At 73.5% G+C, this 12305-nt stretch carries 15 protein-coding genes; 6 read left to right on the plus strand and 9 right to left on the minus strand.

What is annotated here, in order from left to right:
* Nucleotides 1-181 precede the first annotated feature (181 nt).
* Nucleotides 182-1042, plus strand: a complete 861-nt coding sequence (locus tag FRZ03_RS13555) for an esterase/lipase family protein (protein WP_146465399.1) — start codon at nt 182-184, stop codon at nt 1040-1042.
* 17 nt (nt 1043-1059) lie between these two features.
* Here the strand turns inward: FRZ03_RS13555 and FRZ03_RS40280 are convergent, their stop codons facing one another.
* The gene (locus FRZ03_RS40280) at nt 1060-1194 is read right to left on the minus strand and encodes a hypothetical protein (RefSeq protein WP_146465400.1); all 135 of its coding nucleotides are present in this window, start codon (nt 1192-1194) and stop codon (nt 1060-1062) included.
* Nucleotides 1195-1305: 111 nt separating this feature from the next.
* On the opposite strand from FRZ03_RS40280, the gene FRZ03_RS13565 reads away from it, so the two are divergent.
* Complete coding sequence (locus FRZ03_RS13565; protein WP_146465401.1) at nt 1306-1926, plus strand: class I SAM-dependent methyltransferase; 621 nt, start codon at nt 1306-1308, stop codon at nt 1924-1926.
* A gap of 16 nt (nt 1927-1942) precedes the next feature.
* Here FRZ03_RS13565 and FRZ03_RS13570 read toward each other — a convergent pair whose 3' ends face one another.
* Complete coding sequence (locus tag FRZ03_RS13570; RefSeq protein ID WP_146465402.1) at nt 1943-2443, minus strand: ribonuclease FAU-1 family protein; 501 nt, start codon at nt 2441-2443, stop codon at nt 1943-1945.
* Nucleotides 2424-3353, minus strand: coding sequence for a GNAT family N-acetyltransferase (locus FRZ03_RS13575; RefSeq protein WP_146465403.1), 930 nt, complete (start codon nt 3351-3353; stop codon nt 2424-2426). The genes FRZ03_RS13570 and FRZ03_RS13575 overlap by 20 nt, the downstream gene beginning before the upstream one ends.
* A 71-nt stretch (nt 3354-3424) precedes the next feature.
* On the opposite strand from FRZ03_RS13575, the gene FRZ03_RS13580 reads away from it, so the two are divergent.
* A complete protein-coding gene (locus tag FRZ03_RS13580) occupies nt 3425-3793 on the plus strand; it encodes a GntR family transcriptional regulator (protein WP_186785406.1) in 369 nt (122 codons plus the stop codon).
* Nucleotides 3794-3832: 39 nt separating this feature from the next.
* Here the strand turns inward: FRZ03_RS13580 and FRZ03_RS13585 are convergent, their stop codons facing one another.
* Nucleotides 3833-4603, minus strand: a complete 771-nt coding sequence (locus FRZ03_RS13585; RefSeq protein WP_146465405.1) for a DUF72 domain-containing protein — start codon at nt 4601-4603, stop codon at nt 3833-3835.
* Between the two features lie 15 nt (nt 4604-4618).
* A complete protein-coding gene (locus FRZ03_RS13590; RefSeq protein ID WP_146465406.1) occupies nt 4619-5713 on the minus strand; it encodes a DUF5925 domain-containing protein in 1095 nt (364 codons plus the stop codon).
* A gap of 271 nt (nt 5714-5984) precedes the next feature.
* Here FRZ03_RS13590 and FRZ03_RS13595 point away from each other — a divergent pair, with 271 nt between their 5' ends.
* Nucleotides 5985-6788 (plus strand): SGNH/GDSL hydrolase family protein, encoded by an 804-nt coding sequence (locus tag FRZ03_RS13595; RefSeq protein ID WP_146465407.1) that lies wholly within the window; start codon nt 5985-5987, stop codon nt 6786-6788.
* Nucleotides 6789-7382: 594 nt separating this feature from the next.
* The gene (locus FRZ03_RS13600) at nt 7383-7664 is read left to right on the plus strand and encodes a hypothetical protein (RefSeq protein WP_146465408.1); all 282 of its coding nucleotides are present in this window, start codon (nt 7383-7385) and stop codon (nt 7662-7664) included.
* 159 nt (nt 7665-7823) lie between these two features.
* Here FRZ03_RS13600 and FRZ03_RS13605 read toward each other — a convergent pair whose 3' ends face one another.
* From FRZ03_RS13605 to FRZ03_RS13615, 3 genes are read right to left on the minus strand one after another with little or no spacing between them, the layout of a single operon-like run.
* The gene (locus FRZ03_RS13605) at nt 7824-9020 is read right to left on the minus strand and encodes a CaiB/BaiF CoA transferase family protein (RefSeq protein WP_146465409.1); all 1197 of its coding nucleotides are present in this window, start codon (nt 9018-9020) and stop codon (nt 7824-7826) included.
* Nucleotides 9021-9068: 48 nt separating this feature from the next.
* Nucleotides 9069-9848 (minus strand): ABC transporter permease, encoded by a 780-nt coding sequence (locus FRZ03_RS13610; protein WP_261399002.1) that lies wholly within the window; start codon nt 9846-9848, stop codon nt 9069-9071.
* Complete coding sequence (locus FRZ03_RS13615; protein ID WP_146465410.1) at nt 9845-10801, minus strand: ATP-binding cassette domain-containing protein; 957 nt, start codon at nt 10799-10801, stop codon at nt 9845-9847. Before FRZ03_RS13615 ends, FRZ03_RS13610 begins: the two co-directional genes overlap by 4 nt.
* Before the next feature lie 63 nt (nt 10802-10864).
* Between FRZ03_RS13615 and FRZ03_RS13620 the strand changes: the two genes are divergently transcribed.
* Complete coding sequence (locus FRZ03_RS13620) at nt 10865-11575, plus strand: TetR/AcrR family transcriptional regulator (protein WP_146465411.1); 711 nt, start codon at nt 10865-10867, stop codon at nt 11573-11575.
* Between the two features lie 186 nt (nt 11576-11761).
* Here FRZ03_RS13620 and FRZ03_RS13625 read toward each other — a convergent pair.
* Nucleotides 11762-12305: type ISP restriction/modification enzyme (locus tag FRZ03_RS13625; protein ID WP_315902641.1), on the minus strand; the 544-nt coding region annotated here is incomplete at its 5' end.

Here is a 12305-nt window from a genome sequence, read left to right on the forward strand (position 1 = left end):
GGGCCGGTGCGGCCCGTCTGGTGACGCCACGTCAGGTCGCGGGCGCACGGGAAGTTTTACCCGCGCGTAACTTCACAGTCCGGCTACCCGCTCGTAACTTGACGAGTGAACAGCATCCTCGTGATCCGGATCACCGGGACAGGCCTCCGCCGTACCCCTTGACCCGCAAGGAGATCACCCGATGCTGCCCTGGAAACGCGTGCTCAGACCCCTCGCCGCCCTGCTCCTGTCCGCCGCCGCCGTCACCCTCCCGGCCACGGCCGCGCACGCCGGCACCACCGTCCACACCGGCTGGAACGACTACTCCTGCACGCCCTCCGCCGCCCACCCCCGACCCGTCGTCCTGGTCCACGGCACCCTCGGCAACTCGGTCGACAACTGGCTCGCTCTCGCCCCCTACCTGGAGGCGCGCGGATACTGCGTCTTCTCCCTCGACTACGGGCAGCTCCCGGGAGTCCCCGTCTTCCACGGACTCGGGCCCATCGACCAGTCGGCCGCCCAGCTGTCGGCCTTCGTGGACCAGGTGCGCGCCGCCACCGGCGCCGCCAAGGTCGACCTCGTCGGGCACTCGCAGGGCGGCATGGTGCCCCGCTACTACCTGAAGTTCCTCGGCGGCGCGGCCAAGGTCGGCTCGCTCGTCGGCATCGCCCCCGACAACCACGGCGCCACCCTCAGCGGCCTCACCCACCTGCTGCCGTACTTCCCCGGCGCCGAGGACCTGGTCAAGGCCACCACCCCCGGCCTCGCCGACCAGATACCCGGCTCCGCCTTCCTCAGCAAGCTCAACGCGGGCGGCGACACCGTGCCCGGCGTGCACTACACGGTCATCGCGACCCAGTACGACGAGGTGGCCACGCCCTGGCGCAGTCAGTACCTCAGCGGCTCCGACGTCCGCAACGTGCTGCTCCAGGACCTGTGCCCGCTCGACCTCTCCGAGCACCTGGCGATCGCCCTGACCGACCGGATCGCGTTCCACGAGGTCGCGAACGCCCTCGATCCGGCCCACGCGAGCCCCACCACCTGCGCCTCCGCCATCGGCTGAGGCGGGCGCACGCCCGGTCAGCCGTCGGGCCACCAGGTGCGTGCGACGTCCTTGCGCACCTCCGGGCGGCCCGCGGGGCGCTCCTCGGCCTCCTCGCGGACCCGGCGGCTGTCCGTCCTCTTCAGGGGCTTGTGCACGGTCGTACGGCGCATCGGTGCCTCCTTCGGCGACCACCGGGTTCCGTGGTGCCACGGGGACGGTCGCTGCTGGTGAGAGTTCCCCATCGATCCGGTGCTGTCAGTGGCGTGTGTCACTCTCCGGCCATGACCGATGAGCACGAGCACACCGTGACGACTGCCCCGCCCGTGGACTGGGATGCGCAGGCCGCCGGATTCGACGCCGAACCCGACCACGGCCTGCGCGATCCCGAGGTGCGGGCCGCCTGGGCGGCCAGACTCCGGTCCTGGCTGCCCGCCCACCCCGCCGACGTGCTCGACCTCGGCTGCGGCACCGGCAGCCTGTCGCTCCTCGCGGCCGGGCAGGGACACCGGGTGACGGCCGTCGACCTCTCCCCGGCGATGGTCGAACGGGCCCGCGCCAAGCTCGCCGGCCGCCGCGCGGAGGTGCTGTGCGGACCGGCCGAGGCCCCGCCGGTGGGGGAGCTGCGGTTCGACGTCGTCCTCGTACGGCATGTGCTGTGGACGCTGCCAGACCCGGCCCGGGCGCTGCGCCACTGGCGGGACCTGCTGCGCCCGCACGGCCGGTTCGTGCTGGTCGAGGGCGTCTGGGGCACCCTGCACCCTGTCGGCATACCCGCCGGCCGGCTCACCGCGCTGCTCGCGTCGCTGACGGCCGACGTACGCGTGGAGCGGCTGTCCGGCGACCCGGTGCTGTGGGGCAAGGAGGTGACCGACGAGCGGTACGCGGTGGTGGCGGCCGTATGAGCCGCGAGGGGGAGTCTCAGGCCAGCAGTTCCGCGAAGCCGCCCTCGCGGGCCAGGCGCTCCAACTCGTCGAGGGCGGCCACGGCCGCCTGCGCCGCCTCGGGGTCCGCCTCGGCCAGCCCGCTCGCCGCGAACTCGTCCTCGTCCAGCCGCCGTACGTCCCCGCCGTCCGCCGAGCGCCACAGGTCCAGGTCCAGGTCCTCCACCACCAGCTCCGCGCCGGTGCGCACCGCGGGCCGGGTGACGTCGCAGTACCAGCCCTTGACGGAGCCGTCCGCGGCGCGGACCTCCTTCACCGCGTACCACCGGTCGCGCCAGTAGTACTCGGTGAACACATCGCCCGGCTCGAAGCGGACGAAGCCGAAGTCACGGACGCCGGAGCCCGCCCAGGGCGCCCGGACCACGATCCGGTTGCCGTCGTCCCCGAGCAGCCCGGCCGGGTAACGGATCTTCGTACGGCCGCCCTTGACCAGGGCGACCGTCAAATCGGCGGCGGTCTCAGGAGAGTTCGCGGACATAGTGGACCTCCGTGGCGCGGATCCGGTAGCCGAGCCACTGGTTGATGGCGATCATGGGGTCGTTGCCGGCGTCGTTGCCCGTGAAGGCCTCGGTGACGCCGGCGGCGCGGGCGCGGTGCAGGGAGTGCAGCTTGGCGAGCTTGGCCAGGCCCCGGCCGCGATGGGCGCGGGCGGTCCCGGTCATCGCGCTGGAGTAGCGGCCGTCGCCGTCGGTGTAGGCCAGGCTGAAGGCGACCGGACGGCCGTCGGCGCACGCCGCCATGGACAGCTCGCGGTCCAGCAGGGGGTGGTGCCAGACCCGGGCGAGCCAGTCCTCGTAGCCCCGGGACTCGTAGGAGATCTCGCCCGGCTCGTCCAGCAGCGTCTCCGCGTCCAGTTCGAACAGCGGGCGCGGATCGTCCGCGAACTCCGCGGCCGCGCGCAGCTCGACGCCCGGCGGGGCGGGCGGGAGCGGCGGGAGCGCGGCGCCCGCCAGGTCCCGGCGCAGGAAGTGCGCGGACCGGCCGGCGCGGTAGCCGTGCCGCTCGGCGAAGGCGCGGTTGCCCGGCTCGTCGAGGACCCAGCTGTACACCTTGGTCGCGCCGATCGAGGCGAGGTGCTCCTCGGCCGTGCGCAGCAGCAGCCCGCCCGCGCCGCGGCCCGTGCGGTCGGGTCGGACGTAGACGTTCAGCAGGCCCTGGCCCGGCTCGTCGCTGTCGTACGCCAGGAGCACCTGGGCCGTGCCGGTCACTTCGCCGTCCTCCTCCGCGACCAGCGGGCGGTAGCGGGCGTCCGGATGCGTGTGCAGCGCGTTGTGCCGCACCGAGTCCGCGGTGAACAGGATGTACGGCAGGGCCAGTCGGCGCACCCGGGCGAAGCCCTCGGTGTCACCAGGAGCCTCGGGACGCAGATCACGCACGATCACTGTCATGGGCAGGGACCGTACGGGCAGACGTGCGGGGGATGCCTCTGATTTTCCGCGCGTGCGGGAGAATCGGGGCCGTGAGCCTGAAGATCCGCATCGATGACAGCGCGCCTCCGTACGAGCAGGTGCGGGCGCAGATTTCCGAGCAGGCGCGGTCGGGGGTGCTGCCGGTGGGGTACCGGCTGCCGACCGTGCGGGGGCTGGCCGAGTCCCTGGGGCTCGCGGTGAACACGGTGGCCAAGGCGTACCGGGCGCTGGAGGGCGACGGGGTGATCGAGACACGGGGGCGTCGCGGCACGTACGTGGCCGCCGCCGGCTCGGCCGCGCAGCGCGAGGCGTCCCTGGCCGCACAGGCCTACGCGGACCGGGCCCACCGGCTGGGCCTCGGGGAGGAGGAGGCGCTGGCGGCGGTACGGGACGCGCTGCGGGCGGCGTACGGGGGCTGAGACCTTCCGCCCCGGGCCGGCCCGATCCGGAGGGCAGGCCTACCGGCGCGCCGCCGGCTCCGGTGTCCGGCTCGTCGTCAGGCCCGCCTTCCGTGCCGCCCGGCCGAAGGCCACCGCGTCCGCCACCGCCGCGCCGCCGGGGTCGTTGTTGAAGTAGGCGTACACGTCCTCGCCGTCGGGCCAGGTCGTGGCGACGCGGTCGACCCAGGTCTCCAGGGAGCGCCGGCCGTAGCGGGGCCAGGGGCGGGCGCGGCCCTGGTGGAAGCGGACGTAGCCCCAGTCGGCGGTGCGCCACAGCGGGGTGACCGGGCGGGCCAGGACGTCCGCCCAGCACAGGGCCGCGCCCCGGGCGGCCAGCACGTCGCGCACCCGCGGTGTCCACCAGGACTCGTGGCGCGGCTCCACCGCCACCCTCGTACCGGCCGGGAAGCAGGACAGGCAGGCGTCCAGCAGGTCCGGGTCGGCCCGCAGGGTCGGCGGGAGCTGGAGCAGGACCGGGCCGAGGCGGTCGCCGAGGCCCGCCGCGTGGGTCATCAGCCGGTGCACCGGCTCCTCGGGGTCCTTCAGCCGCTTGATGTGGGTGAGGAACCGGCTGGCCTTGACCGCGACCAGGAAGTCCGGCGGCACCCGCACCCGCCAGGCGGCGAAGGTGTCGTACGACGGCAGCCGGTAGAACGCGTTGTTGATCTCCACCGTCGCGAAGAGGCGCGTGTACTCCTCCAGCCACAGCCGCGCCGGGACCCCGGCCGGATAGACGAGGTCCCGCCAGTCCTTGTACTGCCACCCCGAGGTGCCGACGAACAAGGTCACGCCTTCATGAAAGCACTACAGGTAGAGCCCCGCGTCCGCGCCGGTGCGGGCGCCCGGCACCGAGGTCGGCGCGGTGCCCCGGCGCAGCGCGTACAGCTCCGCCAGGGTCGCGCCCTCCCGGCCGACGCCCTCCTCGGTGCCGAGCCAGTGCACCGCCTCGTCGCGGGTGAGCGGGCCGACCTCGATACGGGCCAGACAGCGGCCCGGGCGGACCACGGCGGGGTGCAGCCGCTCCAGGTCCTCGTTGGTGGTGACGCCCACCAGGACGTTGCGGCCCTGGCCGAGCAGTCCGTCGGTGAGGTTCAGCAGCCGGGACAGCGCCTGGCCCGCGGTGTGCCGGGCCTCGCCGCGGATCAGCTCGTCGCAGTCCTCCAGGAGCAGCAGCCGCCAGCGGCCCTTGCCCGTGCCGTCCTCCTCGCCGATCGCGATGTCCATCAGATAGCCGACGTCGGAGAAGAGCCGCTCGGGGTCGAGCACGCAGTCGACCTGGCACCAGTTGCGCCAGGAGCGGGCCAGGGTGCGCAGCGCTGAGGTCTTGCCGGTGCCGGGCGGGCCGTGCAGCAGCAGCAGGCGGCCCGCGATGTCCTCGGGGGTGGTCTTCATCAGCCGGTCCATCGCCTCGGCCACCGGCGCGGTGTAGTTGGGCCGGATCTCGGACCACGTGCCCGCGGAGATCTGCCGGGTGGTGCGGTGCGGGCCGCGGCGCGGGGAGACGTACCAGAACCCCATCGTCACGTTCTCCGGCTGGGGTTCGGGCTCGTCCGCCGCGCCGTCGGTGGCCTGGTCGAGGATGCGCTGGGCCAGTTCGGGGCTGGTCGCGGTCACGGTGACGTCGGCGCCCCGGTTCCAGCGGGAGACCAGCAGGGTCCAGCCGTCGCCCTCGGCGAGGGTGGCGCTGCGGTCGTCGTCCCGGGCGACCCGCAGCACCTGGGCGCCCTCGGGCAGCAGGGTCGCGCCGGAGCGCACGCGGTCGATGTTCGCAGCGTGCGAGTACGGCTGCTCGCCCGTCGCGAAACGGCCGAGGAACAGCGCGTCGACGACGTCGGACGGCGAGTCGGAATCGTCGACGTGGAGCCGGATCGGCAGAGCGTCGTGGGGGTTGGCAGGCATGCCGCCATGATCCGTCACCGATGCCCTCCGCGCACGGCATTTCCACCGCTTGTCCCGGGTGTCCCGGGGATGTGACGACCGCTGGAATAGCCGCTCCGGGCGGCAGGCTGACGCCTTGTCACCACAGTTGGCATGTACGCGCAATAGATGGGCGGTAACCCTTCGGCGACGGTCTTATGGAGAGTCAGAAATTCTTGGCATGAACACTTCCAGTCAACGCGCGTAGTTGCTACTTAAGTTGCCGCAGAGTTCCTGCTACTCGGGAGGTTCCATGAGACGTTCCAGACTTGCCGGTCTCGTCGCTCCGCTTCTCCTCGCCCTCGGCCTCGGCCTCACGCAGGCGGCGTCGGCGCAGGCGGCCAGCAACAGCGGTGGCTACGTGGCGCTGGGTGACTCCTACGCCTCCGGCGTCGGCGCCGGCAGCTACATCAGCTCCAGCGGCGACTGCGACCGCAGCACCAACGCCGCCGCGTACCTGTGGAACACCGCGCACAAGCCCGCCTCGTTCGCCTTCAACGCCTGCTCGGGCGCGACGACGGACGATGTGATGGCCAACCAGCTCGGTTCCCTCAACTCGTCCACCTCGCTGGTGTCCATCAGCATCGGCGGCAACGACGCCGGCTTCGCGGACGTCATGCAGACCTGTGTGCTGAGCTCCGACAGCACCTGTCTGTCCCGGCTCGCCACCGCGACCTCGTACATCACCAACACGCTGCCCGGGAAGCTGGACACCGTCTACAACGCCATCCACTCCAAGGCGCCCAACGCCCGTGTGGTCGTGATCGGTTACCCGCGCTTCTACCTGCTCGGCCAGGTCTGCCTCGGCCTGTCCGACACCAAGCGCTCGGCCATCAACAACGCCGCCGACACCCTTGACAGCACCATCCAGTCCCGCGTCCAGGCCCACGGCTTCGTCTTCGGTGACGTCCGCTCCGCCTTCGCCAGCCACGAGATCTGCTCCGGCGACTCCTGGCTCCACAGCCTCAACGTCCTCGACGTCACCGAGTCCTACCACCCCACCGCCGCCGGTCAGTCGGGCGGCTATCTGCCGGCGCTCACCAACGCGGCCGGCTGACCCGAACGGGTGAGCCCCGTACGGAGCTTCTCCGGGCCCGCCCTTCAGGGTGAACCCGGGGACGGGTCCGCGGTGTCGAGGTGAACTCCTGGTACTTCCCAGGGCTCGTCCGCCGTCTCGCGCGCGGCGGCGGACGAGCCCGTTGTGCGGCGGTGGGGGCCCCGGCCGGGCGGGGTTCCCACCGCCGCGCGTGTTCGAGCGCGTGAGATGGCCCACGTTCCGGACCCCCGGCCGGGCCCCGCCGCGGCCGGGTCGCCGCCGGGTCCGTGGAGTGACCGCTTCCGTATCGACGGGGGCCGCTCGGCGCCCCCGGGCCCCCGCCGGGGCGGCGCGCCCCCGGCCGGCGCGGGCCGGGCACCCGGTGGTCGTCACGCGCCGTGACCGTCGGGCCCGAGGGGCGAGCGGATGTGGGCCGTCGGCCAGCCGGTTGTCCAACTCGCCCTGAAACCGGTCGCATTCGGAGAGTAGTCGCCGAGGGTTGATCAACCCCCTTACGGGGAAGGTGAATCCCGTGGGCGAGATACACGTGTGCCCCAGTGGGGAGATAGGGTTACTCTGCCCGGGCCGGGTGGACTCGTACGGGTGGGGAGTGACATGGAACAGATAACAGTGCGCAGCAGGGCCAGGGTCCCTGCGATCACCTGCGGGAGCAGTGCGACCAGTTCGCGCCTGGACCGCCATCTGGCGGTGCTCGGTGGTCCCGCCATACCGCAGCAGAAGACCGTCGAGGCGACCTCGCTGATGCGGGAGCTGACGGCGCGCGACACCAGGCGGGGGCACAGCGACCGGCGTGCGCGGGTCGGCCGGGTCTCGCTCTTCGCGCCGCTGCGCCGGCTGCGCCGTTCGCTGTTCGGCGGTCACCGAAGCGGCCACTGAGGCGGCCGCGAGGCAGTCGCGGAGCGACCCTCGCCCGCCACTGGCCGCCCGCGACCAGCCTGATCGGCCCTTCGCCGGTCACTGACCGGCCCCTTCGGGCGCCCACCCGGCGCTCACCGGGCGAACCGGCGGTCCTGGACCCGTGTCCAGGGCCCGCGCTCAGGCCGCCACACCGTCCCGGCGCAACGCTGCGATCTCGTCGTCCGTCATCCCCACGGCACGCAGCAGCGCCCCGGTGTGCTGTCCGAGCGCGGGCACGTCGCCCATCCGCGCCTCCTTCCCGCCCGGCAGCGTGACCGGAGGCAGCAGCGCCCGCAACGGCCCCACCGGCGAACCCACCTGACGCCACCGCTGACGCGCCGCCAGCTGCGGATGCTCCGCCAGCTCGCGCAGATCCCGCAGCCGCGCACAGGCGATGCCCGCCCTCTCCAGCCGCGCGACGGCCTCGTCCGCGCCCAGCGCGCTCAGCGCCCGCGCCACCAGGCCGTCCGTCTCCGCCCGGCGCGCGACCCGCGCGGCGTTCGTCGCGAACCTCGGATCGGTGCCCAACTCCGGCCGCTCCATGACCTGTTCGGCCAGCCGCCGCCACTCCCGGTCGTTCTGCACCGACAGAAGCACCCGGCCGCCGTCCGCCGTGGCATAGGCGTCGTACGGGGCGATCACCGCGTGTGCGAGCCCGGTGCGGGCCGGCGGCTCACCGCCGTGCAGCGTGTGGTGCAGCGGATGCCCCAGCCACTCGGCCAGCGCCTCCAGCATGGACACCTCCACCGGCCCGCCGCGCCCGGTCACGCCCCGCCGCACCAGCGCCGCCAGCACCCCCGAGAACGCGTACATGCCCGCCGCGATGTCCGCCGCCGGGATGCCCGCCTTCACCGGCCGCTCCGGTGTCCCGGTCACCGACACCAGGCCCGCCTCGCACTGCACCAGCATGTCGTAGGCCCGCTTGTCCGCGTACGGTCCGCCGGCGCCGTAGCCCGAGATGTCCACGGCGACCAGCCGTGGGTGGGCGGCGCACAGCGTGGCCGCGTCCAGCCCCAGCCGGGCCGCCGCGCCGTGCGCCAGGTTCTGCACGAACACGTCCGCGTCCGCGACCAGCCGCCGTACGACCGCGAGGCCCCGCGGGTCCTTCAGGTCGAGGGCGAGGGACTCCTTGCCGCGGTTGCACCACACGAAGTGGGAGGCGAGTCCGCGCGCCGCCGTGTCGTAGCCCCGCGCGAAGTCGCCCCCGTCCACCCGCTCCACCTTGATGACCCGGGCCCCCAGGTCCGCGAGCTGCCGGGTCGCGAAGGGCGCGGCCACGGCCTGTTCCACGGTGACGACGGTGATGCCCTCCAGGGGCAGCGGCTGCTGGTCCATGGGGTGGATGATCTCCCCTGCCCCGCGGGTTTGTCAGTACGTCCCCGCTCACTCGCCGCGGCCGTACCGGCGCACCGCCGGCGGCAGGAACACCGCGATCAGCACGAGGCTCCAGGCGAGCGCCCCGGCGACCGGATGGGCCACCGGCCAGGCCGCGCCGTGCGGCACGGGCGCGTTGCCGAACAGGTCCCGCAGGGCGGTGGTCACCGCGCTGATCGGGTTCCACTCGGCGAGCGTCCGCAGCCAGCCCGGCAGCTGGTCCGTCGGGATGTACGCGTCGGACAGCAGCGGCAGCACGAAGGAGGAGGCGCCGAGCTGCCCGGCCGCGTCCTCGCTGCGGGTGAGCAGTCCCAGGAAGATCCCGGCGCAGGTGCAGGCGAACCGGAAGAGCAGCAGCAGCCCCACCGCGCCGGCCGCCGCGAGCGCCGACCCCTCGATCCGCCAGCCCACGGCGAGCCCCACCAGCAGCAGCGGCACCGTGCCGACGCTGGTCACCAGGAGGTCCGCGACCGCCTGGCCGAGCGGTACGGCGGCCCGGCTCACCGGCAGCGACCGGAACCGGTCCGTCACGCCCCGGTGGGTGTCCGCGGCGGCCTGGAACATGCCGGTCATCAGCCCGCCCGCCGCGGTCGCGGCCAGCAGCCCCGGCACCAGGAAGGCGCGGTACTCGCGGCCGGGCATCGCGATCGCGCTGCCGAAGACATAGCCGAAGAACAGCAGCATGTTGATCGGCATCATCTGGGTCAGCACGGCCAGGCCCGGGCTGTTGCGGATCCGGCGCAGCTGCCGGCCCGTCATGGCCAGTCCGTCGTACGCCAACGCGCTCACGCGGCACGCTCCTCGGTCTCGGCGGCCGCTCCGGTCAGCCGCAGGAACACATCGTCCAGGGTGGGCGGGCGCAGGCTCGCGTCGAGCAGCGGCACCCCCGCCGCGTCGAGTTCGCGCACCAGGCGGGGCAGGGTGAGCGTCGGGTCGGTGGTGAGGGCGCCCACGGAGTCGCGCGCCCGGTCGAACACCGGCTCGCGGCCGGTGAGCCGGTCCAGGACGGCCGCCGCCCTGTCCAGGGTGGACCGGTCGGCGACCACGGCCTCGGCGAACGAGCCGATCCGCGCCTTGAGTTCGGCGGGCGAGCCGGTGTGCGCGATCCTCCCCCGGTCCATCAGGGCGATGTCGTCGGCGAGCTGGTCGGCCTCCTCCAGGTACTGGGTGGTCAGCAGCACCGTCGTGCCCCGCGCCGCCAGTTCGCGCACCGCCTGCCAGATGCCGGCGCGGCCGGCCGGGTCGAGGCCGGTGGTCGGCTCGTCCAGGAAGAGCACCTCCGGGCGGCCGATCAGGCTCGCGGCGAGATCGAGGCGGCGCCGCATGCCGCCCGAGTAGGTGGCGGAGCGCCGGTTCGCGGCCTCGGTGAGCCCGAAGCGCTCCAGCAGTTCGTCGGCGCGCGCGGCCGGACCGCGCACCCGGTGCAGCCGGGCGAACAGCCGCAGGTTCTCCCGGCCGGTCAGATCGCCGTCGACCGAGGCGTACTGCCCGGTGACCGCGATCCGGCGACGGACCTCGGCGGCCTCGCGGACCAGGTCGTGCCCCGCGACCCGCGCCGAACCGGAGTCCGGCCGCAGCAGGGTGGTCAGCAGGCGCACCGCGGTGGTCTTCCCGGCGCCGTTCGGCCCCAGCAGCCCGCAGACGGTGCCCTGCGCCACCGCCAGATCGAGGCCGCGCAGGGCGTGCACCGCGCCGAAGCGCTTCTCCAGACCTTCACTAAGTACAGCGTACGTAGTTGCCATGCGCCGACCATAGCGCACTCCGTACGGTGTACGTAACTACGATGGTGGCCGAGGTGATGACCGATGGCAGTCCGAGGGGCCGTTCCCGAGGTGATCTGGGCGCGCCCCGAGCGCACCGGGCGGGGGCCGAAGCCGGCGTACACCCGCGACGACATCGCGGCGGCGGCCGTCCGCATCGCCGACGCGCGGGGGCTCGACGCGGTGTCGATGCGGCACGTCGCGGCGGAGCTGGGGTGCGGCACGATGTCGCTGTACAACTACGTCCCCCGCAAGGAGGACCTGTACGAGCTGATGGTCGACGCGGCCGCCGCCGAGCACGTCCTGTGGGAGCCGGGCGGCGACTGGCGGGCGGAGCTGATGCGGGTGGCGCGCCAGACGCGGGCGCTGATGCACCGGCACCCGTGGATTCCGCGCCTGATGTCACCGGTCTACGGGTTCAGCCCGCACACCCTGCGCTACCTGGAGCACTGTCTGGCCTGTCTGGAACCCCTGGAGGCTTCCTACGGGACCAAGCTGGAGCTGATCGCCATGGTCAACGGCGTGGTGACGACGTACGTGCGCAACGAGCTGGACACCGCGGAGCGGGCGCGGGCGCTGCCGTGGTCGGAGGAGGAGGAGACCGCGGTGCGGGGGGCCTACCTGGCCCGGCAGATCGCGTCCGGGGCGTATCCGAGGATGGCGGAGGCGTTCGCGGAGGATCCGGGGCCGGTGGATCTGGAGGCGGTCTTCGAACGGGCGCTCGGCAGAATCCTGGACGCGTACGAGCCGCGCTAGTGCGGTGGCCGGGAGGGTTTGCCGGGAAGCTCGCGGCGTCCGGTGCGGTGCATCGCAAGGCGGAGCATCACCCGCGTACCGGACGTACTCGGGTGATGCGACAACGCGGCGAGGTGCCGTGCCGGGCGTCGCGAGCCGGTGAACCCTTCCGGTCGCAGCACGAGGACTGTCGCCCCGGCCGAACCGCTACAGCAGGGCGAACTGTCCTTCCGGGCCCTCCTCGGGGTGGTCCAGGACCGAGGCGGGCAGGCGTGAGGACCGTGGGGGCGGGAGGACGCCCGCCCGGCGCAGGTCCGTCGCCGTGATCGAAGAGGTGACCTCGGCCCCGGCTCGCCACCGGCGCTGTTCGGCGAGCAGCGCGAGCACCGTGATCAGCTCCAGCAGCTCCGACGTCCACGGCTGGGGCCATGCCGCCGGGCGGATCGCCTCCAGCGTGCCGGGGGCGGCGGGAGCGGTGCGCGAGGTGAACCACGCTTCGAGGACGCGGCTGCCGTTCAGCTCGTAGTCCCAGGCCGCCGCGGGGACGGGGGAGACGCGGCCCTCGTCCAGGTGGAGGGTCTCCTCCTCGGGGTCGTAGCGCAGGGTCCGGGGCCGGGCCGGCAGGGGCGCGCGGACGTAGGGGCGGCGGCCGCCGGGCAGCTTGGGCCGGTCGCCGTCGCGGCGCATCAGCCAGAGGGTGCGCCGCCCCGACTCCACACCGGACGCCCAGAGTTCCGGGTCGTCGGTCAGC

It is taken from the genome of Streptomyces misionensis (genome assembly GCF_007896895.1).
In the GTDB taxonomy this organism is placed as follows: domain Bacteria; phylum Actinomycetota; class Actinomycetes; order Streptomycetales; family Streptomycetaceae; genus Streptomyces; species Streptomyces misionensis_A.